This is a genomic window from Aliiglaciecola sp. 2_MG-2023 (assembly GCF_030548145.1).
In the GTDB taxonomy this organism is placed as follows: Bacteria; Pseudomonadota; Gammaproteobacteria; order Enterobacterales; family Alteromonadaceae; genus Aliiglaciecola; species Aliiglaciecola lipolytica_A.
Map to the genome: position 1 here is coordinate 77,868 of NZ_JAUORY010000017.1, position 25,350 is coordinate 103,217.

The following is a 25,350-nucleotide window of genomic DNA, read 5'->3' on the forward strand; positions in this document are numbered from 1 at the left end:
TCAGTAGTAAAAATGCGGCTTTCATTAGCCGCACTTTTGTTTTTGAACCTTCGCTTAAACTCATTTTCATCCAAGCATAAGTTCAATTTGCTACGATTTAGGTTGGGCTACAAAGGTTTTTCCATTCTCTTCTTGACTGTCATCTGACATCAAATATAAATACAATGGCATAATATCTTCCGGCGCTTTAAGTGTACTTGCATCCTCTCCTGGAAATGCTTTTGAACGCATTGAAGTACGAGTAGCCCCTGGATTAATGCAGTTAAAGCGTAAACTTGAGCCTGCGTATTCATCAGCTAAGACTTGCATCATTCCTTCTGTTGCAAATTTTGATATTGCATAGCTTCCCCAATAGGCTCTGCCTTGGCTACCAACACTGGAACTAGTAAAAATAACTGAAGCTTTAGGAGCGAGCTCAAGGACTTCTAATAATGCTTGTGTCATCAAAAATTGACTGTTTAAATTAATTTGCATTACTTGATTGAAAATATCTTCTTCAATCTGTTTAAAAGGTTCTAAATGCCCTAACACGCTGGCGTTTTGCAATACACCATCAAGCTTTCCAAACTGACTAATAATGGTATTGGCCATATCTTGGTAGTGTTTTTTAGTGGCACCTTGCATATCTAAGGGTACTATGGCGGGTTCTGGGTATCCTGCATTGACTATTTCATCGTAAACCGATTCCAGTTTTTTTACCGTCCGACCTAACAGAATGACAGTTGCCCCATGTTTGGCAAACGTTATTGCTGCTGTTTTACCGATACCAGCGCCGGCGCCGGTGATTAATATTGTTTTATTTTGTAAGGCATTTAATGGTGCAGAATAATTGAGCATTTTAAAAATTGAGTTAAACCAAAGATAACGAATTCTAACATTTAAGGGCTTTTTGAGGTATTCATTTTTGAGTTAACTGCATAGCATTGGGAAAGGCTGGGGGATTTCGATATTGTCTAGGTTTCTAGCTTGGTGACCTTTATTCAAAAATTATAACCTACTTGTTCACTGTAATTGTTACCTAACAAAATATTAACAAACCTATTTGCAAAAAACTAACAAAGCCAATACTATGGGGGCAATGACAACTGGTCATACTTGTTAGATAGTGGACAGTTCAAGCTTTGAACGAAGATTGACTAAAAAAACCACATTTTATAAGTGTATCAATGAAATAACTGTATTTGGGAGAAATAATGAAAAAACTGTTAATCAGCACAAGTATCGCTGCAGTGTTTGTGCTCGCTGGTTGCGGTGGTGGCGACGAACTAAAAGAAATCCAACAGGATACAACTAAAACAGTTCCCGCTTCACGTATTATGTTTGACCCCGCCAATAGTGTATTGAATGTTCCAAGTGACTTATTTTTCGCTTTAGTGGAAATCACTGACGATGGCACATTGGAAATGCCTGATGAGATAGCAGGTCAGGCAAATGGTGCTACCCCTGATTTTGGAAACCCTTCCGCTGCATTAGGCGCGTTAGATGGTTGGTCTACTCAACATCCGTTTACTTTTTCTACTTCACACCCTACAGGTGTTAGTTTAGATGCTAGCTCAGCCGCTAGTGCCGGAGCTGTGCGTATATTTGAAGGCGCAATTGGTGGTGATTTGAATGACCCCGACTGCACCACTGCACCACCAATAACCGGTTGTAAAGTGGGCGATGAATTAACCTTTGGTGTTGACTTTATTACTCAAGCAAGTGGTAACGACGTTGCAATTATTCCACTTAAACCGTTGAAAGAATCAACTTCTTACTATGTGGTGGCAACAAATAAATTAACTGCTGGTGGACAGGCGTTGAAACCTTCAACCACCTATGAATTGGTTCGTCAGGATCTGACAACGCTACCTTTAGCAACAGATTCACAACGTAGCTTACAAGGGATTATAAACTCTTATGAAGCCGTGTTAACCAGTCAAGCAGGCCTGAGTCAAGACGAGATAATATTCAGCTATACTTTTACTACTCAATCTACTACGCAAATTATTGATACCGTTAAACAACTGCAAATTGCACCTTTCGCACAAGCTCTGCAAGCGGGTCTTTCACCTGCCGAAGCCGCTGCATATTTGCCAGTCATTCCAGTAACAGAAGCATCTGTGTCCACGGCATTTGATATGTTAGCGCCGAGTATTTTGGGCGAAGATCAATTGGCGGGATTAACTGCTGTAGGATTAAATACTTGTGATGGTATGATTTCCGCTATTTCTGATCCTTCATCTCCGCTATTCTCAACAGCTGCTGCCGTTTTTCCGCAGGTAGGGGCGTTTTGTGCCGCATCCATGAAAACAGGAAGTATTGACCTTCCTTATTACAGTGATCCGGCTGATCCTTTAAATGGTCGATGGGAAGCTGCTTGTACCAATGGTCTTGCGCTACAAACCTTGGGCAGTGAGCAAATTGCCACGCTTTTAGCCAATGGTACTATTAGCACCGGTCCTAATAATGATCTTTGTCAGGCTGCGTCTGGCGGACAGTTATTAGATTTAGACCTAAGTAATTTAGGTATGAACGATTTAAGACACGTAACACGTTACAGTCCTATTCCTGCAAGGCAGGGGTCTAACGACGATGGAACTGAAACTCTTGATGTGCAGATTACTGTACCAGATGCCAATGTGATTGCTGTGTTAGCTGCGTTACCTAACTCTGGTGTAACTGCTATTAGTAAGCCGGAATCTGGTTGGCCTGTTGTTATATTACAGCATGGTATCACTTCTAAGAAAGAAGACTTCTTAGCTATCACTGGCGCTTTGTCACTAGCTGGTTTCGCAACAGTAGCAATAGATCATCCATTACATGGTAGTCGTGGATTTACTATTGACGGACAAATTGTGAATACCTCCACCGGTTTTGGTGGTTCAACCACAGATTATTTGAACCTTGCGTCGCTATTAACCACACGTGATAACAACCGTCAGAGTATTGTAGATGCTATGGGATTGCGTTTAGGACTTAACGCTGTTGTAGATTTAACTGGTGGTAGCGTTGATTTAGATAGCAGTAAAGTCTCATATATTGGACAGAGCTTAGGTTCTATAACGGGTATTCCATCCGTAGCCTCGTCAAATAAATCATTCGGGGAAACCAGTCCTCTTGCTGCGTTTGATTCTATGTATGCATTTGAAACAGCGGTATTCAATGTACCTGGAGGTGGCACTGGTGGTTTCTTAATCGAGTCGCCTAGCTTTAGCAATCTAATTAAAGGTTCTTTATTAGCTTCATCATCCGCTGAATTCCAAGGGTATTTAGTTGAATATGCAACGGAAAATCAAATACCAGCAGAGCAAGCTATCATTCCTGCCTTTATTGCTTATGAAGCGCAACTTGATGAGGCTGGTTTAGCTGAGATTAATGCTACATTTGCGAGTTTTGTGTTTGCAGCACAAACGATAACGGATGCATCTGATCCTAATAACTTTGCGGCATTACTTGCTTCTAATAGTAACTTTATGTTCCAAGAAGTGATTGGTGGCGGGACTAATGATGATGGTTCAACTGCATTGCCAGATCAGGTCATTCCTAATTCAACGGTAAATTCACCGACCTTTGCGGGAACTGAGCCATTGGCAAAATTCGCTGGCTTGAGCGGAGTTTCAACTACCACAGATGGTAATGGACTGGTGCGTTTTATTGCTGGTGTTCACTCCAGTTTATTGAGCCCTTCGCCTAGTGCAGATGTAACAACTGAAATGCAAAAACAAGCCGCTGCGTTTTTTGCAACCGGCGGGACTATTGTTGTCACTGACACATCGGTGGTTGCCAATTAAGCCAAAGTGATTAGAAAAGCCAAGTCTATGACTTGGCTTTTTTTTTGCCTGCTCTTATCTTAAATTGCGAACTCAGCTATATTCTGATAATTGTAAATACGTGGTTTGTGTCTGAATGTGAAAATAAAGCGCTTTTAATCTCACATTTTGTCCCCACATAGATGGATTACCTTGTGATCGGCTTTTGAGCTGATCCCCAAATTAGTAATATTATTCAGTTGATACTAGTATCAAGATAAAGGAGTAACGCTTGGAGTTTTTATTTCAATATGGTTTATTTGTGGCCAAAGCAGTCACCATTGTGGTCGCAATTTTACTGACAGTAGGCGGTATCGTTGCCCTTGCTTCAAAGCAAAAACAGGGCAATGGACAGTTAGAAATTAAATCTGTTTCTGAGCAGTTTGAAGAGTTAAAGGAACATGCTCAACATCTCCTTTTAAGTAAAGAACAACTTAAGAAAAAGCAAAAAGAACAGAAAAAAGCGGATAAAGTCGCTAAAAAGAAAGATGAATCTGACCAAAAGCCGAATTTATTTGTAGTGGATTTTAAAGGCTCAATGGATGCCCACGAAGTGGATAGTTTACGCGAAGAAATTACGGCTATTTTATGCGCTGCTCAGCCAAAGGATGAAGTGTTGGTGCGTTTGGAAAGTGGTGGTGGAGTTGTGCATGGTTATGGATTGGCAGCATCTCAATTACAGCGTCTAAAAGATAAAAATATTCATCTCACCGCTGCGGTCGACAAAGTGGCGGCAAGTGGTGGTTATATGATGGCCTGTGTGGCGGATAACGTATTAAGTGCTAAATTTGCGATCATAGGTTCAATTGGTGTGATTGCTCAGTTACCGAACTTTAATAAGATTTTAAAGAAAAACGATATTGAGTTTGAACAACATACCGCAGGGGATTTTAAGCGCACATTGACGTTGTTTGGCGAAAACACTGATCAGGGAAGAGACAAGTTTAAGCAAGAACTTGAAGAAGTGCATGTGATGTTTAAAGACTTTGTATCATCTCATCGCTCTGAGCTAGACATTGATAAAGTGGCTACTGGTGAATACTGGTATGGTAGTCGTGCAAAAGAGCTAGGCTTGGTTGATGTTATTCAAACCTCTGATGACTTTTTAATGAGTAAATTAGAGAGCCGAAATATTTATTCAGTTAAGTACAGTAAGAAAAAGGGTCTAGCTGAAAAGTTAGGTAAAGCCGCATCTACTGGGATTGAGTCCACTTTTGTAAAGCTATGGTCAAAAAGCCAGACCCTTTTTAAATAAGAGCTCGTTGCTTAAAATTATAATCGTACAGAGATGGAAATGAAAAGAGCGATCTAGGTCGCTCTTTTTTATGCTTAATTTTTAACTGTTACCAACCACATTGTCGACCTTGGTTTTGTTCATCTAACCAAGCTTTAAGAGGCTCAAAGTAATCAAGAATGGCGGTGGCATCCATTTCAGGTTTGCCGGTTAGGGTTTCCAAGGCTTCTTGCCAAGGTTTGCTTTGACCCATTTCCAACATATTATTCAAAGCTGCTCCGGCTTCTTTGCTACCGTATATCGAACAGCGATGAATAGGACCTTTATCACCGGCAATTTCACACAAGCTTCGGTGGAATTGGAACTGTAATATATGAGCTAAGAAATAGCGTGTATAAGGAGTATTGGCTGGTACATGGTATTTAGCACCTGGATCAAATGCATCGGCAGGGCGATCAACTGGTGCCTTCAAACCTTGATACTTTTCACGTAATTCCCACCAAGCTGTATTGTATTGTTCTGGTGTGACTTCTCCTGAGAATACTTTCCAGCGCCATTGATCAACCATTAACCCAAAAGGTACGAATGCTATTTTATCTAAGGCCAGTTTAAGTAACATGCCTATATCATTCGAAGCATCTGGAATAGTATCCACTAAACCGATTTCTTTTAGATATTTTGGGGTAATGGATAAAGCAACTGTGTCGCCAATTGCTTCATGAAAGCCGTCATTGGCAGCCCCTTGGTATAGCGTTGGTTGCTTATTATAGGCTCGTTGATAGTAGTTATGGCCTAACTCGTGATGTATTGTTGAGAAATCTTCACCATTCTTCTGAATACACATCTTAATACGCAGATCTTCTACGTTATCTAAGTTCCAAGCTGAAGCATGACATACTGCATCTCTTTCAGTTGGCTGTTTGAACATAGAGCGTTCCCAAAAGGTTTCTGGTAGGGGATCAAAGCCTAACGATGAGAAAAAAGACTCTGCTTGTTTAACCATCTTAATTTCATCGTAATTGTGCTCTTCCAAGGCTTTGGTTATATCAATTACGTCCATTTTTTGCTCGGGTTTGACGATGTCATAAACATTGCCCCAAGATTGCCCCCACATGTTACCTAATAAATGTGCTGGAATTGGTTCATTTTGAGGAACAATGTCTTCGCCATATTTCTCGCCTAACTCTGCACGAACGTGACAATGAAGTGCTTCATAGAACGGTTTTACTTGTCCCCATAAACGGTCAAGCTCTTGGCCAAATGCATCCGCTTCCATGTCGTAGCTGCCGCGCCACTGTTCGCTTAAATCTTTTTTACCCAGTTCTTGGGCACCCAAGTTCGCTAGTTCAGTTTGCTCCGCATAAAGTGCTTTCATTGGTGGAGACACTTGGCGCCAACCTTCCCACATTTCTAAAAGTAGCTTAGGGTCACGCTCAGTTGCCATAATGTTAGACATTTCAGGGAGACTGAAACATTCATCTTCAGTACGGCAATATTTACCTGCGCCGTACATGCCTCCTAACTCAGACCCTATCTGGGCTAAACGCGCAGACTTCTCTGGATCTCCAGGGGCAGGCATCACCAAGATATTAGACATTAAATTAAGCTTACGTCGTGTATCTGCATCAACTTCAACAGAATTAAATTTTGCAGCCTCTTTGGCATAACTGGTCGCTTTGGAAGTAACTTTTTCGTTAAAATAGGCACTTAACGCAGCAGTATCTTGGTTAATGTATGTTTGATAGGCCCACTCAGCCTGAGCTGCAGGTACTAACATTTCTGCAAGATCTTGTTGCGCTTTTTCAACAAACTGCTGCGCATCTTTTTTAGTTAAAGCTTGAGGTTCAGACTGTGAGGAGGCTTCTTGTTTATCCCCACATGCAGCCAAACCTAAGGCAGCAATAACAAATAGTGCACTTTGAGTGCGTTTGAAAGTCATGTGTTTTTCCTTTTAAAAACAGAAATGAAAAAGCGGCTAATAAGCCGCCTAAATCGTTTATCACCTAGCATTGTACAAATTAACGTGGCAGTTTTGAACCAGGATTTTGCGCCATAATCTGATCTTGCCAATATTGTTTAACAGAGAAACTGCTTTTTGATTTAGCTTTCTTGGTTGCCTTTGCTTTTGCCGCAGGTTGCTTTTGTTGTTTAGCAGTTTTGTTTTCAACCGGTTCAACTTTAGAGTCACTTGATTCAAGTTCAGTAATCATTTCTTCGAGAGCTGACAAACGGACATTTTTACCGCCGTCGACACTGTACCAACCGCCTTTTGCTTCTATTGTCGGCGCTTTGCCGTGGGCGGATTTATATGCTTCGGTAAATTTCTCGATAACCTGTTCTTTGTCCAGTTTGCTCATCGTAGGGTCTACACCTTTTTGCTAAAAAAAAATTGATATTGTTGAAATGCTTTTATACCGTGTTTTCAGAAAGATGTCTAATTTCGACATTTATGTGTATAAAATGCTATTAAATTGTAAAGAGTGAATATGAGCATCAATAATCAAACGTTGTTAAGCCACCTTAATCAGCTGCTAAAACCAGAAAAAGTTAAGGATTATTGTCCTAATGGGTTACAAGTAGAAGGCGTGTCTGAAATTAGCAAGATTGTTACTGGGGTAACTGCCTGTCAGGCACTAATTGACCGCGCTGTTGAGTTGAACGCAGATGCAATTTTTGTTCACCATGGCTATTTTTGGCGTGGTGAAAATCCCTGTATTGTTGGCATGAAACGTCAAAGAATTAAGCAGCTTATTAATCACGATATTAATCTTTACGGTTATCATTTACCGCTGGATATTCACCCAGAATTAGGTAATAACGCGCAATTAGCAAAAAGGTTAAATATAGAAGTCATCGGAGGTTTGGAACAACAAAATCCGCAAAGCGTCGCCATGCATGGGCAATTCGAAACACCATTAACCTTGCAGCAATTGGCTAAAACTGTTGAGCAGTCATTACAACGTACACCACAAATCATTAGTGCTGGTGAGCACAGTATAAAATCAATTGGTTGGTGCACAGGCGGCGGCCAAAGTTATATTGAAATGGCAGCAGAGCAGGGCATAGATGCGTTTATCAGTGGCGAAATATCTGAACAAACGGTGCATGTCGCCAGGGAGATGGGGATCCATTTTATCGCCGCCGGCCACCACGCAACGGAACGTTATGGAGCCAAAGCCTTAGGCGAGTATTTGGCCAAATCCTTTGATTTAGACGTGACTTTTGTGGATATTGATAATCCGGTATAGTCACCAACAGGTTAGAACCAACTTTTTACTTTGACCCAAGTATTTCCCATCCATTCATACCACCAGCGCTCAAACTTGTATACGTTTTGGGCGTTTGGTAGCAAGTATCCGCTGTCGCCATCCTCAGAATCACGCACCAGGTGTTCCGTTGGCGCGGCAATAGGTTTTAAACCTTGTTGTTCAAACAAATTAACTGCCCGTTTCATGTGAGAGGCTGATGTGACTAAGGCAAATGCTTTATTATTCAGGGTGGCGCGCAAATTTGCCGCTTCTTCTTCGGTATCTTTGGATAACGAAACCTCGATAATGCGATTTGATGGGACTCCCATTGCAATCAAAAACTGTGCGTTCATATAGGCGTTACTGAATGTTTGGCGTCCTACATTTCCCGACGTCACTATTTTTGCCTGTGGATTATATTGCAATATTCTAATCGCCTCTGTAGCTCTTATTAGCGAACAAGGAGAAAGTTGAGACGTAATAGGGACAGCTCTATCATTGACATGGCCACAGCCGAGTACGACGATATATTCGACCTTATTAGCAAGATCGTATTGTGGATATTGACGTTCTAAGGAATGCAATAGCGTATTTGGCAATGGCGCAAAAGAAACCAATATAAAACCGATGACTCCCGCACTCAAAAACACATTGGCTTTAGCGTATTTTTTCCGCCAGATATAGAAAATAGCGATTAACAAAAGCAATAGAATAATCGGAAGTGGCATTAAGAATACACCGATAAACTTTTTAATTAAGAACAAATCCACGTAAAATGATCTCCAATGAAGTCACTAGAAGTGAACGCAACTTGTTCACCCCAATATTATAATCCTATGAGTAAAAATTCAGATCAAAGCTTTGATTCGTTGATGGATAAATTTGCCAACAATATTTATGGTTCGAGTAAAGGTAAACTGCGCCATGAATTGTTAGTTAATAACCTGCACGATTATATCAAGCTTGCAAATAAACCGCTCGATATAATCGATGTTGGTGGTGGCACAGGGATTATGAGTAAGGTAATGCTAGAGTTGGGGCATACCCTTACGTTTAATGACTTGTCGGCTGAAGCAGTTGAAATAGCAAAGGAAAACTTGGCTGAATTTGATGATGTGACTTTTGTTTGTGGTTCTCTAAATGACTTACCACCTAACAAAACCTATGACTTGGTGATTTGCCACGCTGTTTTAGAGTGGTTGAATTCACCGTTTGAAGCTATTTCCGCATTGGTGTCTCAAGTCAAGCCAGGTGGCATTTTGTCGTTAAGCTTTTTTAATAAAGATGCGCACCGCTTCGGTAATCTCCTTTATGGTAATTTTGATTATGTTGCTGCTGACATGAAAAATAAAAACACAGTGAGATTGAATCCTAACAATGCGTTAGAACCAAAAAAAGTCATAAGTCACTTACAAAACTTGCCAGTAGAGATTATAAGCAGTGCAGGGATTCGGTGTTTTCATGATTATTTGAAAGATACAACGAAACAGCAAGACGAATATGAAAATATAAAAGCAGCGGAAATAAAATATGGCCATACCGAACCCTACAAATGGTTAGGTAAATATTTCCACCTTATTGTTCGTTGTTAAAGTTGGCTTTAACAAAACCACATATGTTAAGCATCCATGCTCAATGAATCGGATTTAGACTAAGAATGTGTGGGGATCTGATTGTTGTTTATCCATTAGCGCAATATTGTTAAGGGTAGTTTGCGCAATTTGTTGTAATGCCTCGTCGGTGAAAAAACCTTGATGGCCAGTAATTAGAACATTGGGAAACCCTACTAATCTATCAAATACGTCGTCTTGCATTATTTCCCAAGATTTATCTTCAAAAAAGAGGTCTGATTCCATTTCGTATACATCTAAGCCTAATTGACCAATTTTTCGCGACTTTAGAGCCCTGATCACAGCTTTACTATCTACCAAACCGCCACGAGAAGTATTAATTAGCATAACACCATCTTTCATTTTGCTAATTGAATCATCGTTTATCATGTGTTGGCTTTCATTTGTTAGCGGGCAATGCAGACTTATGATATCTGAGTCGCACAGCAGGGTGTCGAGGGAAACAAAAGTGATGTCCTTTTGGTCGCTTGTTTGCGTCATGGGGTCATAACAGATTACTTTGCAGCCCAGTCCCAAAAGTATGTTAGCAGTACATTTTCCTATTTTTCCGTAACCCACAATACCTGCAGTTTTGCCATGAAAGTTGAAGCCAATTAATCCGTTAAGACTAAAGTTGTTCTCGCGAACGCGGTTGTAGGCTTTATGCAATTTTCTATTTAACGTCATCATTAACGCAACAGTATGTTCAGCCACAGCTTCAGGAGAATAGGCAGGAACGCGAGATACCCTTATTCCAAGTTGTTTTGCCTTTTGTAGATCAACATTATTGAAACCAGCACAGCGCAATGCAATGTGTTTTATACCCATTTCTTTTAGCTGTTCAATAACTTGACTATCAACTTGGTCATTCACAAAAATACATATTGCTTCGTATCCCTGACATAAAGCAACGGTATCAATGGATAACCTCGCTTCTTGAAAGTCTAAGGTGAAATTATACAGCGTGTTTTGTTTGTTAAAGTAACTAATATCATGCGATTTACTACTGAAAAAAAGTGTTTTCATTCTGCTAGTCCCTTGTGCGCAAGTTGTGATTTTGGGATGACAAAAAGCGATTTACAATAATGCTTCGATGTCTTTTTGAATCGCTTCGGGTTTTGTTTTGGGAGCGTATCTTGCCAGTACTTTGCCTTCTTTATTGACCAAAAATTTTGTAAAATTCCATTTGACACTTTTACTTCCTAACACCCCAGGAGCTTCAGCTTTGAGGAATTCATAAAGTGGTGATGCGTCTTTACCATTAACATCTGACTTTTTAAATAACGGAAAGTCGACATTAAAATTTAAACTACAAAACTGTTCTATTTCAGAGTCTGAACCAGGCTCTTGATGACCAAATTGATCGCATGGAAATCCAAGAATTTCTAATCCTTGTGACTTGTATTTTGTGTAAAGTGATTGTAATCCATCATATTGAGGAGTGAAGCCACATTTACTTGCGGTGTTGACTATCAATAGAACTTTGCCCTTATAATCGGAAAGCTCTTTTATTTCACCGTTATTCATGGGCATTTGAAAGTCGTAAATCGTATTTGGCATAATTTTCTCGTTTATATTTTTAATGTCGCTAGGGATTGGATACTTAGGTTGAAATTTCGCGTATTAAGCTAGCATTGTTTAAGTAATATATCATGGTGATAGATAGGAAGCAGATCAATAGAGGATTTTTATTTAGGTTTAATTTTGTACTGTTTTTATCGTACTAAAAGATGATTTAGGTAACGTCCTAAATCATCTTTTTATGTGAATTACACAAGAGGTTCGTAATTCCATTGATGTCCCGCATAATGGACCTTCGCTTTTGCATATTCTCGTTCAGCACGCCAAGTGCGGTTATTGAGTTTAACCACTACACCAGCGTACAAACGTTTATTGGCAATGAGTTTAATATCCTGCTGATAGGATTCTTTTGCCAATTTCATTTTTTCACACTTAGCCTCTAACCATTCCAATAATTGAGACTCGTTTTTGAACATTTCCTCGGCTTCTTTAAACTTACGTTGTAATTCTGGATGGATTTTTTTGCCGCGCATTAACTCGAATTTACCCCTGTGGCGAAGGTTATTATCGCGCAGTTGCAATAAAAGCTCATCAACAGTGTCTTTTCTTTCCAGCAGAGTATTAAAGCCGTGGCTGAAATCAATATTCAGGTGGCTTCCAGATACAGCGCCAAGAGTGCCTGCGGTTATTGCACCTTTGCACTGAATATCACAGGCGAATAAGTTCCCATTTGGTTTATCAATAGGACCAACAGTGACACTACCACCGCAATTGATTTTACTGTAAGCCAATTGACGACCAATGGTGACATTTCCACTACACTGCACATTAAGACCTTGACCATGTTGCACATGGACGCTGCCCTCGGCTATTAACTTAGTACTAAATTCGGTGCTATGTTCATTGACTTTGCCCATGGCTCCTTCCGTTATGATGATATCGCCACCTGCTTTGATGGTTGCTGATTCAACAAAGCCATTGATCGTGACATCACCGCTGGCGGTAATTTCCATCTTTTCAGTAACATCGCCATTTACCAGCACCGCACCATCGTATTTAATATTACCTGTGCCTACATTTACACCTTTACAAATGAAGGTATCATCAACCCACATTTTGCCGTTTTGAAACTTTGGCATGCCGGTTATAGCAGCTAGATATAAATTTTCATCCTGATCGCTACTCTTGATACCTTCACCTGGTTTGAATTTAATCCAATTGCCAGGTTTAGGGGCAATTATTCCGCCTTTAACGGTAAATCCACTGCGGCCTTTAGTAGGAGCGATTCGTCGTAACACTTCTGTATTGGCTTTGACACAAATGACATCACCTAAATTACGCATGTCTACGCGAGTAGAGCCACTTGACTGTGGTTTAAGAATTCTTTCTAGTGCATTAGGGACCAATGGGTTCAATTTAGAATCTTTGCCATTTTTCACCGGCAGGCCTTTTGCTACTAAGTCTTCAATGATTGAACCCGGTTTTGCCGCTTTTGCTTTTGTTGCAATTTCATTGATGGTTTTATCACTTAGGCCTCTTACAACCCCTTTATCATTTGCTATTTTGACTAATTCACTAGCCGTAGGGGAATGACCTCCATATGCGGCAGTGACAGAGATAAAAGCCACCATGTCATTGTCTTCAATGCGAAACTTTACTGTCGCATCTTTTTTCTCCGCAATAACTTCGCTAATAACCTCATAGCTGCCTTCTTTTCGCGCTTTGGTCAATAAATCATTGGCATTAATGACATTTTCATCAGATAAATACAAAGCTGAATAGTTGCTGTTATTAAAACTATTAATAAGGGATTTCACGTCTATATTGGGCGCAACTTCGCTTGGATTTATGAGTAAGCTTAAAAACGTTCCACTGTCATCAAGCCTAAAATTAATGCCTTTCATTACTACCACCTGAAATTAATCCGATCTATTTGTTACTGCTGTATCGACTATATTTATGAATATATTAATTATAGACAAAATATACCATTAGGTTCGTCAGCTTACTTTGATTTTTCTGCGCATTAGCCAAATTTATATTTGGCGCTAAAAAATGTTTTCTGTTTTTCATAACTACAGACTTTCAGCGTAATGGTGTAGTGCTCTAATTATCGCTCTTTTTTCAGGATTATTCTGATACTCAAAAGTGAGTTGCTCTAATAAATCAAGGTATTCGGGAAGCTGTATACTCGCCGGCGAGTCTGGATCTGTCAGGCGGTACTGTCTATGTCGCTGCCACTTAATGACTTCTTCTTCATTTAAGCTTAAAGGATAATTTCTGGCCCTGTAACGGAATACTAGGGTGTTAAGTCTTGGATCGCTAAACTGCCAATCTTTTGGACCTAGATTGCTTGGGTCGATTTGATGAATTTGATCGAGTTTTTGTCGGTCCGAATCACTTAAAAAACCACCAGTATAGAGTGCGTAGTCCGGATCAATCGTTGGATCAGATTGACGTTCTTCATCAAATACCGCAGTAAGTTTTGTTGATAAACTGGGTTCATTTTTCAACTTAGCTAAATTTTGCAAACACAGATTGCGATCAATGCCCAAGCGCTCTGCATTTTCTTCGGTAAGGGTTTTAGCTGGTGCGATAATGGGACACTTATTCAAGTGAATAAGCTTTATCGGAAGTCTTTGCTGACCTTCCTGCATATCTGCAGTTCGTTGGTATAATCGAGCTTTTATTTCTTCAATATCTAAATCATAGAGGGGGCTGGGATCTAACCCAAGATTCAAACATATAATCGCATTCTTATTTGTTGGATGGTAAGCAATTGGCAGTACCCAGGTACAGCATCCATTTTGGGCCGGTAATTTTGATGAAATATGCACTAAGGGAACTTGTGCATCAATGTTGATATGCTCAGCCACCTTGCGTTTATTGCGCAGACTGAAAATGTAGTCATAAAGCTTAGGTTGGGCCTGTTTAATTAGTTTGGCAATGGCAATAGTTGCATATACGTCTGATAGGGCATCATGGGCATCTGCGTGAGCAATATCATTCGCCTGGGTAAGGTCTTCCAATTTAAAGCTTGGTGTGCCATCTTCTTTATATACCCAATTTATCCCCTCTGGTCTTAGCGCATAACAAGCTCGCACTAAATCAATGATATCCCATCTGCTATTGCCATTTTGCCATTCTCGCGCGTAAGGGTCATATAAGTTTCGATACAGGGTGTAACGTGTGACTTCATCATCAAATCGAATACTATTATAACCAGCACTGCAGGTTCCTGGAGTGGCCATCTGTTGAAGAATTTTTTTGATAAATTCAGCTTCAACCAAACCGTCTCTTAAGGTTAATTGTGGAGTAATACCTGTGACTAAAGCTGCATGAGGATTAGGCAAATAATCATTGGGTATTTGACTGTACCATTTCACCGGCTTATCGATAATATTTAGCTCAAGGTCTGTTCTTATCCCAGCAAACTGACAAGGAAAGTCTTTTTGCGGGTTGACCCCCCATGTTTCGTAATCGTGCCAAAGGATTGATGGGTTCAAGGTACTCACTCTCTAATATTGATTCACTCGAAACTACTGTTAAAACAAGGCGTATTTTCAACCTGTTTTTATTTGAGTCGATTTCGAGATATGAAAAATAAGAATTATACAGAAACCAATAGGTTCTGCTATGCAGAATGCAGTTACTTCGTTTTTCACTATAAAAAGATTTAAATATTATTAAAAAAGTTATGTTTTTTAATTGGTTATGACTATCTTTATATTAGGCGATCGGTTTAATCATTAAATTGATAACTAAACAAAACACTTTCGAAGCTAAGGAGAAAGGGTGGAATCATTAAAAGTAAATCATTATATGAATCGGCGGCCTGTTACATTCACCGATGAAATGCCTGTCGCTGAGGCGGTTGAACGCCTTTTAACAGGCAAGCAATCTGGTGGGGCAGTGCTCAATCCTCGCAACAAAGTAGTCGGATTCTTGTCGGAAAAAGACTGTATTGCTCGTATGATTACCTCGAGTTATTACCGAGAACAAGTAGCCCGTGTAAAAGACATTATGAAAACCGATGTTTTGGCGGTGAAATCCTATGATTCGATTATTGAAGTGGCGCAACGCTTTTTGAATGAAGGCACTAAATTGTATCCTGTGGTTGACGATGATGGTTATTTTATCGGCACCATAAGTCGTGCTGATGTCCTTTATGCTATCGATGTGCAACTGCGAGATGGATATAAACGAGCTTAAAACCGTTTTATAGCTCACTTTGCTGGAAATTTGTTGGCGTTTCTTCTAGGATCCGTTGCGTTTTAAAGCATCGAATTTTTTGAGAATATATTGTCCAATAATCAAAATACAGCCGTTCCAAATCGCGAGGAGCTGCAAAAGCAGTTACAAGATTGCCTTGGTAGTGATATTTTTCGACTTCAAAAACGATTGAATCGTTTAGTTTCAGGCAAAAGTAATGACTCTCAGTGGCAAGCAATTGCTACTGCCATTGAGGAGTCCAAACGCGTTCGCCAGTTCAAATTGCAGAATATTCCGGATATAGAGTATCCAGATTTGCCGGTGAGCGAACATAAAGATGCGATTAGTGATGCTATTGCTAATCATCAAGTTGTTATTATTGCTGGCGAAACAGGGTCGGGGAAAACCACCCAGATACCTAAGATTTGTCTACAACTCGGTCGCGGAGTAGATGGCCTTATTGGTCATACTCAACCAAGGCGCTTAGCTGCCAGAACTGTTGCCGGACGTATCGCCGAGGAGTTGGGGACGACTGTCGGTGAAAAAGTTGGATTTAAAGTACGTTTTTCTGATCAGGTTGGTGATGATACTTACATCAAGTTAATGACGGATGGTATTTTACTTGCTGAAATGCAAGCGGATAGGTTTTTAAGTAAATACGATACATTAATCATTGATGAAGCTCATGAGCGCAGTCTAAACATAGATTTTATTTTGGGGTATTTGAAACAATTATTACCCAAACGCCCTGAACTCAAATTAATCATAACTTCAGCCACTATCGACCCTGAGCGTTTCTCAAAACACTTTAACAATGCCCCTATTATCCAAGTTAGCGGACGTAGTTACCCAGTTGAAATACGTTATAACCCACTTCAAGACAATGATGAAGACAGTGATCAAATTCAAGGAATTATCCAAGCCGTTGATGAATTAAGTCGCGAAAAGCGAGGGGATATCCTGGTTTTTCTAAGTGGTGAGCGAGAAATTCGAGACACGGCTGACGCCCTGAGTAAACAGAATTACAAAGCCACAGAAATACTGCCTCTTTATGCTCGACTATCGGTGGCGGAACAAAATCGCATTTTCCAATCTCATGGCAATCGTCGAATAGTGCTGGCGACAAATGTGGCTGAAACTTCTTTGACTGTGCCTGGTATCAAATATGTGATTGATCCCGGATTTGCAAGATTGTCTCGCTACAGTTACCGAAGCAAGGTACAAAGATTACCAATTGAAGCCATTTCTCAAGCCTCTGCTAATCAACGTGCTGGTCGGTGTGGTCGAGTCTCCGAAGGGATTTGTATTCGTTTATATTCAGAAGACGATTTTAATGGGCGTCCGGAGTTCACCGATCCGGAAATTCTTAGAACCAATCTAGCATCCGTCATTTTGCAAATGCTATCGTTAAAGCTCGGAGATATACAAGATTTTCCATTTGTTCAGCCTCCAGATAATCGGTTTATCAACGATGGATTTCGTCTCTTAGAAGAGCTCACTGCGGTTGAAAAGCGTCACGGTAAATTGAGTTTGACCGAGACTGGGCGTCAAATTGCAAAGTTACCAGTAGACCCTCGTTACGCTAGAATGGTAGTCGAAGCAGGTCACAATAATTGTGTGTCTGAGTTAATCATCATTGCTGCAGGCTTGAGTATTCAAGACCCAAGAGAGCGACCACAAGATAAACGTGCAGCGGCGGATCAACAACATGAGAAGTATGCAGATAAGCAGTCTGATTTTGTTGCTCTGTTAAATTTATGGCAAGACTTCAAATTACAACAAAAAGAGTTAACCGCGAATCAATTGCGTAAGTGGTGTCGCACACATTTTATTAATTATCTTAGAATGCGTGAGTGGCAAGATGTCGTCAGCCAACTTAAAAAATCCATAGTCGAAGTTGGTTTTAGGTTAAATAAACAAGAAGCTGATTTTGATGATGTTCATAAAGCTATCCTCTCTGGGCTTTTATCTCATATTGGTTTTAAAGATAAAGAACGAGAATTTGAGGGGGCTAGGGGATCTAAGTTTTTAATCTTCCCTGGCTCAAACTTATCGAAAAAACCACCTAAATGGACAATGGTCGCTGAACTGGTGGAAACCTCCCGATTATTTGGGCGTGTTGCCGCTAAAATTGAACCCGAATGGATAGAGCCCCTAGCTAAACATTTAACCAAGTATCAATATAGTGAACCTGTCTGGTCGAAAAAACGTGGGGCAGTGCAAGCACTGGAAAAAGTGCTACTGTTTGGCTTGACTATAGTAAGCAATCGACATGTTAATTTTAGTCAAATAGATCCTGATATCAGTCGTGAAATTTTTATTAGAGAAGCATTAGTGAATGCGGATACAAAGTTGTCTTACAACTTTATTCACTATAACCAATCGTTAATCGAGGACATACAATTACTCGAAGAAAAATCCCGCCGTCGCGACGTATTAGTCGATGAACAAGAGTTGGTGGCATTTTACGAACAAACTATTCCAAAGCATGTGTGTAGCGAAAGCGGCTTCAAAAAATGGTGGAACAAAGCTGAGTCTAGTGTTCAAGAAAGTTTGAAGTACGATCCTGAGCAACTAAAAAAACACCAAGCGGAACAAGTTAATGAGCTCAACTTCCCTGATAGTTGGCAGCAAAATAATTTAAATCTGAAATTAACCTATTGTTTTGAACCCAATCAAATTGATGATGGTGTTAGCTTAATCATTCCATTACCGATTTTAAATCAGCTTGAAGAAAATGGCTTCGACTGGCTTATTCCTGGGTTTCGCCATGAATTAATTGTGACATTAATTAAATCGCTCCCCAAACGGTTAAGGCGTAATTTTGTGCCTGCTCCTAATTTTGCCGATGCTTGTATGTTAGATATGCAGTCAAAAGATAATAAAGGCCATCCATTGCCATTTTTGACCGCGTTAAGCAAAAAACTACTAAAAATGACCGGGGTGAATGTTGCTGAAGAAGAATGGCAATGGCAGTCGTTGCCTAATCATTTAAAGTTCAATTTCAAAGTGGTCGATGGCAAGGGAAATTTACTTAAACAGGGGCGTGATTTACACGTTCTCAAATATGGTTTGCAAGAAAAGATAAGTAGCACCTTAAAACAGGCGGCTTCTCCAGAAATTGAAAAAAGCGGACTAACTCAGTGGGATTTTACAGCGCTTGAAGAAGAATATATCGATAACTCTCAGGGGTACGAAGTAAAGGCCTATCCGGCATTAGTGGATGATAAAAAGAGTGTCGCCATTAAGTTGTTCGAAAGCCCCGAAAAGGCATTAAACATGCATCGACAAGGTCTTCGACGTTTAATCATGTTGAACATTCCATCGCCGCTAAGTTATCTAAAAGAAAAACTACCAAATAAAGCTAAGTTGGGTTTGTACTTTAATCCTTTTGGGCAAATACAAGCGCTAATTAACGATTGTATCGAGGCCGGAGTAGATCACCTGATAACGCGTTTTGAGAGTGATAATAATGTGCAAATCCGTTCACCCGAGGTGTTTAATCAAGCTCGAGATTACGTCAGAAAAGATATCAATGATGTAGTCTTGGATATTGCCAAAAAAGTGGAAGTCGGTTTAACCCAAGCTCATCAGGTCCAAAAGAAATTAAAAGGTAATGTAGCGCTTAATATGATTAGTGCCCATGGGGATATAAAACAACATTTGAATTCTTTGGTTTTCCCTGGTTTTATCACGCAATTTGGTATTGAGAAAATTGACGATTGGAATCGCTATATCAAAGGTATTGTTAGGCGTTTGGAAAAATTACCGATAGATCCTAACAAAGACCGGTTGCACCAGCTTAATATCGAAAAAGTGCAATCTCGATTTAATGCCGCATTGAGCAAAATACCAGACGGTAAACCCGTGCCTGCTGACTTAGCATTTGTTCGCTGGATGATAGAAGAGTTGCGTATTTCCTTTTTTGCTCAGCAACTTGGTACACCGATGCCGATTTCTATGAAGCGCATTGAAAACCAATTGCTATCATTTTAAACGATGTTCGTTGACTTTATAGCAGATGCACCCTATAAAAGTGATAGGTGTTTATAGTTAGGATGAGGTAAAAGATGTTGGGATACGATGACAAGCGAAACTTTTTTCGGATGATGTTGAACTCACCCTGTGAGTTGACAGTTCACGATGACGAATCGACTCGTTCTATGCCTGCAGTTTGCAAGGACATTAGTGCCACAGGCATGTCTTTTGAAGTTGAGGAAGAGTCTGTTGAAATAGGAACACTTGTTGACGTCGCGATTGAATCGACCAGCAGTCAAATACCTTCTCTAAGTGCTAAAGCGAAAGTTGTTCGCTGTGATAGCAGCACAGATAGTAGTTGTATTATTGGTGTTGAAATCATCGAAATGAATTAACAAGCATTTTGGCTAAACGACCAAGCAGCATAATGTACTTGGTCTTTTAGCTATTTATATTGCAAATTTAGTTAACTTACTCTGCAAACCAACCCTTTTAAATAAAAACCCTCTGGGTAATTACTGGCAACTGGATGATCGGGAGCTTGCCCTAATCTTTCCAAAAAATGTATGGTTTTATTCGCATCTAAAGCAGCATCTGCCACCACTTTTTGAAATAAATCGGAAGACAAAAGTCCTGAACAACTGAAGGTTAACAGTATGCCGCCCGGATTGAGAATTTTCATTGCCAGCATATTAATGTCTTTATATCCTCGACAGGCTCTATTTAAAGATGCTTTAGAGTCAACAAATTTAGGTGGGTCAAGCACGATCATGTCGAAGGTTGTGCCATTGTCACGATATTCCCTCAAGGCTTCAAACACGTCTTTTTTAACGAAACTCGCTTTAGATATATCTAGCTTATTTATTTCAAGATTTCGCTTGGCTGTTGCTAACGCATTTTCAGATACATCCATATTGACTACGCTATTAGCACCACCTTTGAGGGCGTAACAGGCAAATGTTCCAGTATAACTAAAACAATTTAATACACTCTTATTGTCAGCATAACTTCCGGCAATGGCGCGGTTATCTCGTTGATCTAGATAAAACCCAGTTTTATGTCCTTGAATGAGGTCGACAATGATTTTTACCCCATTTTCTTCAATAATGACCTCATCGGGTACATCACCATGTAAGGTTTGAACAAGTTCTGGCAAGCCTTCCTTTGCTCTAACTGCTACATCACTGCGTTCTAAAATACTGCAATCAGGAAAGCGTTTGTTTAATGCCCAAACTATTTTTTTGCGGTGCTTTTCAGCACCAGCTGAGAGTAATTGGCAGACGATAACGTTGGCATATTTATCGATAGTGATACCCGGCAAACCGTCGGATTCAGCCGCGACTATTCGATATCCGGTTAAACCGTGTTTTAATACAATTGACTCTCTCAATGCTATCGCTTGATCTAGTTTTCGCAAAAAGAAACCGTTGTCGACCACTTCTTGGCGATCAAATGTCCAAACCCGCAATTGGATCTGCGACTCAGTAGACCATGCTCCTTTGGCAAGAAATTCACCTTCACCACTGAATATATCTACGGTGTCGCCATTACGAACAACGCCTTTGTGTTCTTTGATAGCACTGTTAAATATCCACGGATGTCTACGTAATAAAGATTTTTCCCGGCCGGGGTGTAGAATGACAGATGCACTCATAATAATTCCAAAATTGACTAATTTTGAGATTGTACAGCAGTCACTATATGATAGCTAAATTCGATTCTATTTTTTACATATGGAGTAATTTTTGAACAGTCAACAGAGTATGACATTTGTGGATTTTGAAAAAGGTGAGTCACCGAAGTCCCTTAAAATGAATAGCACTACTATCCCCACAATTGAATCAAACGAAGTGTTAGTTAAAGTTAATGCTTTTGGCGTAAATAGAGCTGACACTTTGCAACGCCAAGGAAAATATCCACCGCCTAAAGGTGAAAGTGAAATTTTAGGTTTGGAAATTGCCGGTGTTGTGGTGGCCGTGGGCAGTAATGTCACAACGGTAAAAGAAGGTGAGCGGGTATTTGGATTAGTGGCAGGCGGCGGTTATGCGCAATACGCCAAAATTCTGAGTGACCATGTGTTTAAAACCCCTGACAACTTAAGTTGTGCTGAAGCGGCGGGCATTGCTGAAGTCTTTTTAACGGCTTATCAAAGTCTTTGTGATATTGGTCAACTTAAACAAGGTCAGTCTGCATTAATCCATGCTGGCGCAAGTGGAGTAGGACTTGCTGCAATTCAACTGGCTAATTTGATCGGTGCCAGCATTGCGGTAACTGCGTCTTCTCCTGAAAAGTTACAAGTCTGCGCTGATTTAGGTGCAGGTACATTAGTTAACTATCAGCAGCAAGACTTTGCCGATGCGTTATCGTCTACGGGGTTTAAAGCCGATGTGGTTATCGACTTTATCGGCGCTGAATACACTAATCGCAGTTTGAAAGTGCTAAATATGGATGGCTGTATTATTCAGTTAGCCATGCTAAATGGTCGCTTTGGCGATAACTTGGATATGGGCTTATTGTTAGGTAAGCGAGCAAAAATCCAAGGGTCTACTCTCAGAAATCGCAGCGATGAGTATAAAACGAAGTTAATTACGGAGTTTAGCCAAAGATTTTTAGACGAATTTAAGACTGGAAAATTGAAGCCTGTAATTGATACCGTTTATGCCGTTGAGAAGATTACTGAGGCGCATACTCGAATGGAAGACAATGACACTATTGGCAAATTAATTTGTACTTGGTAGCAGGGGACGGCCCCTGCTTCTTAGACAATTCGCATTAGGTTATTGAAAACCGCTGTCTTCCAGTAAATTCGAGGATTCGGCAGCGGTTCTGGCTAACACATCACAGCGCTCGTTTTCTGGGTGTCCTGAGTGCCCCTTGACCCATTCCCACTTTATCGTATGTTTTTGCGCTTGCTCATCAAGTCTCTTCCATAAATCTGCATTTTTAACTGGTTTTTTGTCTGACGTGCGCCAGCCATTTTTCTTCCAGTTTTTTATCCATTGATTTATGCCGTTTTTAACATACTGACTATCGGTAGTGAGCGTCACCTGACAAGGCTCTGTGAGGGTGTTCAAGGCTTCGATTGCGGCTAATAGCTCCATACGGTTATTCGTTGTATGCTTAAAGCCTTGGCTTATTTCTTTATCATGCTGATTAAACTTAAGAACTGCACCGTAACCGCCAGGGCCAGGATTACCAAGACAAGAGCCATCTGTATAAATTGTAATATGCTTCATGGAAATATTCGTGATTTAAAGTTACAGGCAAGTATAATGATTGCTACTACTAATTCCACTTGAGTTGATATAAATGCGTCAAATCGTTTTAGATACGGAAACTACCGGTATCGATCCTAAACAGGGTCACAGGGTAATTGAAATAGGTTGTGTTGAGCTCGTTAACCGTAAACTTACCGGCAACCATTTTCATGTGTACATAAATCCAGAACGTATTGTAGAAGCAGAAGCCATAGAAGTTCACGGTATAACGAATGAATTTCTCGCAGATAAACCCAAATTTAGAGAAATATGCCAAGGCTTCGTTGATTTTATTCGTGGTGCCCAGTTAGTTATTCATAATGCGCCTTTTGATATCGGCTTTATGGATCATGAATTTCAGTTGATGAATGCTATCAACCCAATTAAAAGCAGAGAAATCTGTACTGTTCTGGATACCTTAGCCTTGGCCAGAGAGTTACATCCAGGGCAAAAAAATAATTTGGATGCTCTTTGTAAGCGCTATGGAATAGATAATTCCCATCGTGAATTGCACGGCGCTTTGCTGGATTCAGAAATTCTGGCTGATGTTTATTTGTTGATGACCGGCGGGCAAACAGATTTAAATTTAAGTGGCAATAAAGCAAATGAAAATAACAATAACAATGCAAACATCATTCAACGTCTAGATCCAAACCGAAAACCATTCAAGGTTATTCAAGCATCTGCCGATGAATTAGAACAACATCAAGCACGTTTAAAACTTGTAGAGGACAGCAGTGGTTCTTGTATCTGGCGTCAGCCAAATTAAGTTAATCGGTCATTGGACAGCAATTGTATTGCTGTCACTTTTTAGCATAACTCAAATTTATGCCCAAACCCCTGCGGCAGAAAATCAGCAACCACTTCATGAATTAGGTGATCAATATCACAATAGTATAAAGCTATTGCAAAATCGCTTCCGGATAGATTACCAAGTAGATGAAATCACAATGGTATTTTTTCGTGAATTTGGCAGCGCTCCTGTTGTTCTTGTAAAACCCGATGGCTCAAAAATATTTGAAGCGGACGCCGATGGCGAGAATATTTTTTGGTATGACGCGGCGACTTATGATCTGGTCAACATCAAAAATCCCACTCCCGGTCCATGGCAGGCTGTAGGGCAAATATTGCCTGATAGCCGAGTGATGGTGATAACCGATATTGAACTTCACGCAAAACCGCTTCCTGATGTGCTATTTTCAGGGGAAATCTTAAAGCAAAGCGCGCAATTAACCAATGGCGGTGAACCTATTGACAGCACTGAATTTCGCGATGTTGTTTCCTTGGAAATCAAATTTGTAAGTACAAATAATCCCAACTACAACAATTTTGGTGCTGAAGTCGCGACTATTGCGACCTTTGAAGATAATGGTCGCGGTATGGATGAAACGCCGCTAGACGGAGTCTTTACTGGACAATTTAATTTATCGGTAGCCAACGGTGAGTGGACACCGGTGTTTGTGGTAAATACCCCCATGCTCACCAGAGAACAGGTTGATCCGCCGCTGATGCTTTATCCAAATCCAATAAAGATTAGTATGATCGAAGATGGAGGAGGGGATGGATATCACAAATTGGTGATTGATGCTGAGCGAGAATACGTAGATATGAATTCGCTGTTGATTGATGGCAAAGTACGTTTCCCAAATGGTGATGTACAAAACTTTTCATTAACAGAACAAACGCCAAATGCACGAGAATATTTAATTGTTAATTATGAGTCTGGCGTCTACCGCATCAAACTAACTGCTTATGGCAATACCAAAAGTGGTCGGGACTTCATCTTAGATGTACCAGAGTATACATATTTAGTAGAAGAACCTGAGGTGGTAATTGAGCCGCAAATGCAAACGACTGGGGCTGATGGTCAAAATAATATTGATGCAAGCTCACAGTTAGAACAATCTCCGCCATCTAGTCAACCAGAGCCTGAAGAACAGCAAATGTCACAATTGATGTTCTGGGGGCTAATTATCGGAATTAATTTCATCATCATTGTTATTGGCTGTGTGACTTTGTGGTTATATTTAAAACCGCCTAAAAAACCGAAAGACCCAGAAAACACCCAACTTGAAAGTCAAAAAGTCGGTATGCTTGATAAAATTAAAAATAAGTTTTCGAAGAAAAACGTTCAACAGCCAGAAATTACTCCAAGCAAGGAGAATAGTGAAGAAAGCGGAATTATCGATCTTTCTATTCCCAAAAAGGATTAAACCAATAAATGCGTTATCGCCATAGGTCGATAAATGGCGTGTATTTATTGAGCAACTTTGACACTTTTGCACAAAATTAAAACAAATAGATGGATAAGGTTAGGATATACGAAAAAACTGGTTGACTCGCCAATAGTGAACCCTTATTATCTGCGCCGCGGTTGACTAGGGGGTTATACAAAACTAGTTAACAGCGCTTCAATAGGTCAGCGGAGTGGTAGTTCAGTTGGTTAGAATACCGGCCTGTCACGCCGGGGGTCGCGGGTTCGAGTCCCGTCCACTCCGC

General features: G+C 40.3%; 20 protein-coding genes and 1 tRNA gene. 11 read left to right on the forward strand and 10 right to left on the reverse strand.

Annotation, left to right across the window (positions count from 1 at the left end; translation table 11 throughout):
- Window positions 1-90: 90 nt before the first annotated feature.
- Entirely contained in the window at window positions 91-837 is a 747-nt protein-coding gene (locus Q4567_RS15975; RefSeq protein WP_216046439.1) for a YciK family oxidoreductase, read from the reverse strand.
- A gap of 356 nt (window positions 838-1,193) precedes the next feature.
- Here Q4567_RS15975 and Q4567_RS15980 point away from each other — a divergent pair, with 356 nt between their 5' ends.
- Complete coding sequence (locus Q4567_RS15980) at window positions 1,194-3,773, forward strand: VolA/Pla-1 family phospholipase (protein ID WP_303501046.1); 2,580 nt, start codon at window positions 1,194-1,196, stop codon at window positions 3,771-3,773.
- 250 nt (window positions 3,774-4,023) lie between these two features.
- On the forward strand, window positions 4,024-5,046 hold the full coding sequence (gene sohB / locus Q4567_RS15985; RefSeq protein WP_303501048.1) for a protease SohB: 1,023 nt from the start codon (window positions 4,024-4,026) through the stop codon (window positions 5,044-5,046).
- Window positions 5,047-5,134: 88 nt separating this feature from the next.
- Here the strand turns inward: sohB and Q4567_RS15990 are convergent, their stop codons facing one another.
- Together Q4567_RS15990 and Q4567_RS15995 are read right to left on the reverse strand one after the other, a co-directional pair.
- Window positions 5,135-6,964, reverse strand: coding sequence for a M2 family metallopeptidase (locus Q4567_RS15990; protein ID WP_303501050.1), 1,830 nt, complete (start codon window positions 6,962-6,964; stop codon window positions 5,135-5,137).
- Window positions 6,965-7,043: 79 nt separating this feature from the next.
- Entirely contained in the window at window positions 7,044-7,382 is a 339-nt protein-coding gene (locus Q4567_RS15995) for a hypothetical protein (protein ID WP_303501052.1), read from the reverse strand.
- Window positions 7,383-7,511: 129 nt separating this feature from the next.
- On the opposite strand from Q4567_RS15995, the gene Q4567_RS16000 reads away from it, so the two are divergent.
- Complete coding sequence (locus tag Q4567_RS16000) at window positions 7,512-8,273, forward strand: Nif3-like dinuclear metal center hexameric protein (protein ID WP_303501054.1); 762 nt, start codon at window positions 7,512-7,514, stop codon at window positions 8,271-8,273.
- 11 nt (window positions 8,274-8,284) lie between these two features.
- Here the strand turns inward: Q4567_RS16000 and elyC are convergent, their stop codons facing one another.
- Complete coding sequence (gene elyC / locus Q4567_RS16005) at window positions 8,285-9,043, reverse strand: envelope biogenesis factor ElyC (protein ID WP_216046445.1); 759 nt, start codon at window positions 9,041-9,043, stop codon at window positions 8,285-8,287.
- A gap of 15 nt (window positions 9,044-9,058) precedes the next feature.
- On the opposite strand from elyC, the gene Q4567_RS16010 reads away from it, so the two are divergent.
- Window positions 9,059-9,865 (forward strand): methyltransferase domain-containing protein, encoded by an 807-nt coding sequence (locus tag Q4567_RS16010; RefSeq protein WP_303501057.1) that lies wholly within the window; start codon window positions 9,059-9,061, stop codon window positions 9,863-9,865.
- Window positions 9,866-9,919: 54 nt separating this feature from the next.
- Here Q4567_RS16010 and Q4567_RS16015 read toward each other — a convergent pair whose 3' ends face one another.
- The 4 genes from Q4567_RS16015 to sbcB form a co-directional block, all read right to left on the reverse strand.
- Window positions 9,920-10,909 carry a 2-hydroxyacid dehydrogenase gene (locus Q4567_RS16015; protein WP_303501059.1) on the reverse strand — a complete coding sequence of 330 codons (990 nt, stop codon included), beginning with the start codon at window positions 10,907-10,909 and terminating at the stop codon, window positions 9,920-9,922.
- Between the two features lie 51 nt (window positions 10,910-10,960).
- On the reverse strand, window positions 10,961-11,443 hold the full coding sequence (locus Q4567_RS16020; RefSeq protein WP_216046447.1) for a glutathione peroxidase: 483 nt from the start codon (window positions 11,441-11,443) through the stop codon (window positions 10,961-10,963).
- A 209-nt stretch (window positions 11,444-11,652) separates the two neighbouring features.
- Complete coding sequence (locus Q4567_RS16025; RefSeq protein ID WP_216046448.1) at window positions 11,653-13,308, reverse strand: DUF342 domain-containing protein; 1,656 nt, start codon at window positions 13,306-13,308, stop codon at window positions 11,653-11,655.
- Between the two features lie 171 nt (window positions 13,309-13,479).
- The gene (gene sbcB, locus Q4567_RS16030) at window positions 13,480-14,919 is read right to left on the reverse strand and encodes an exodeoxyribonuclease I (RefSeq protein ID WP_216046449.1); all 1,440 of its coding nucleotides are present in this window, start codon (window positions 14,917-14,919) and stop codon (window positions 13,480-13,482) included.
- A gap of 280 nt (window positions 14,920-15,199) precedes the next feature.
- On the opposite strand from sbcB, the gene Q4567_RS16035 reads away from it, so the two are divergent.
- The 3 genes from Q4567_RS16035 (at window position 15,200) to Q4567_RS16045 (ending at window position 19,989) form a co-directional block, all read left to right on the forward strand.
- Complete coding sequence (locus Q4567_RS16035) at window positions 15,200-15,616, forward strand: CBS domain-containing protein (protein WP_216046450.1); 417 nt, start codon at window positions 15,200-15,202, stop codon at window positions 15,614-15,616.
- Between the two features lie 90 nt (window positions 15,617-15,706).
- On the forward strand, window positions 15,707-19,612 hold the full coding sequence (gene hrpA, locus Q4567_RS16040) for an ATP-dependent RNA helicase HrpA (protein WP_216046451.1): 3,906 nt from the start codon (window positions 15,707-15,709) through the stop codon (window positions 19,610-19,612).
- 74 nt (window positions 19,613-19,686) lie between these two features.
- On the forward strand, window positions 19,687-19,989 hold the full coding sequence (locus Q4567_RS16045; protein WP_216046452.1) for a PilZ domain-containing protein: 303 nt from the start codon (window positions 19,687-19,689) through the stop codon (window positions 19,987-19,989).
- A gap of 71 nt (window positions 19,990-20,060) precedes the next feature.
- Here Q4567_RS16045 and Q4567_RS16050 read toward each other — a convergent pair whose 3' ends face one another.
- Entirely contained in the window at window positions 20,061-21,248 is a 1,188-nt protein-coding gene (locus tag Q4567_RS16050; protein ID WP_303501063.1) for a class I SAM-dependent methyltransferase, read from the reverse strand.
- Between the two features lie 109 nt (window positions 21,249-21,357).
- Between Q4567_RS16050 and Q4567_RS16055 the strand changes: the two genes are divergently transcribed.
- Window positions 21,358-22,332, forward strand: coding sequence for an NAD(P)H-quinone oxidoreductase (locus Q4567_RS16055; RefSeq protein WP_216046746.1), 975 nt, complete (start codon window positions 21,358-21,360; stop codon window positions 22,330-22,332).
- Between the two features lie 39 nt (window positions 22,333-22,371).
- On the opposite strand, the gene rnhA is transcribed toward Q4567_RS16055, so the two are convergent.
- Window positions 22,372-22,830, reverse strand: coding sequence for a ribonuclease HI (gene rnhA, locus Q4567_RS16060; protein ID WP_216046454.1), 459 nt, complete (start codon window positions 22,828-22,830; stop codon window positions 22,372-22,374).
- 73 nt (window positions 22,831-22,903) lie between these two features.
- Between rnhA and dnaQ the strand changes: the two genes are divergently transcribed.
- The 3 genes from dnaQ (at window position 22,904) to Q4567_RS16075 (ending at window position 25,349) form a co-directional block, all read left to right on the forward strand.
- Complete coding sequence (gene dnaQ, locus Q4567_RS16065; RefSeq protein ID WP_216046455.1) at window positions 22,904-23,620, forward strand: DNA polymerase III subunit epsilon; 717 nt, start codon at window positions 22,904-22,906, stop codon at window positions 23,618-23,620.
- Between the two features lie 46 nt (window positions 23,621-23,666).
- Window positions 23,667-25,064 (forward strand): TIGR03503 family protein, encoded by a 1,398-nt coding sequence (locus tag Q4567_RS16070; protein ID WP_303501064.1) that lies wholly within the window; start codon window positions 23,667-23,669, stop codon window positions 25,062-25,064.
- Between the two features lie 211 nt (window positions 25,065-25,275).
- Window positions 25,276-25,349: transfer RNA gene (locus Q4567_RS16075), tRNA-Asp, on the forward strand.
- Window position 25,350 lies beyond the last annotated feature (1 nt).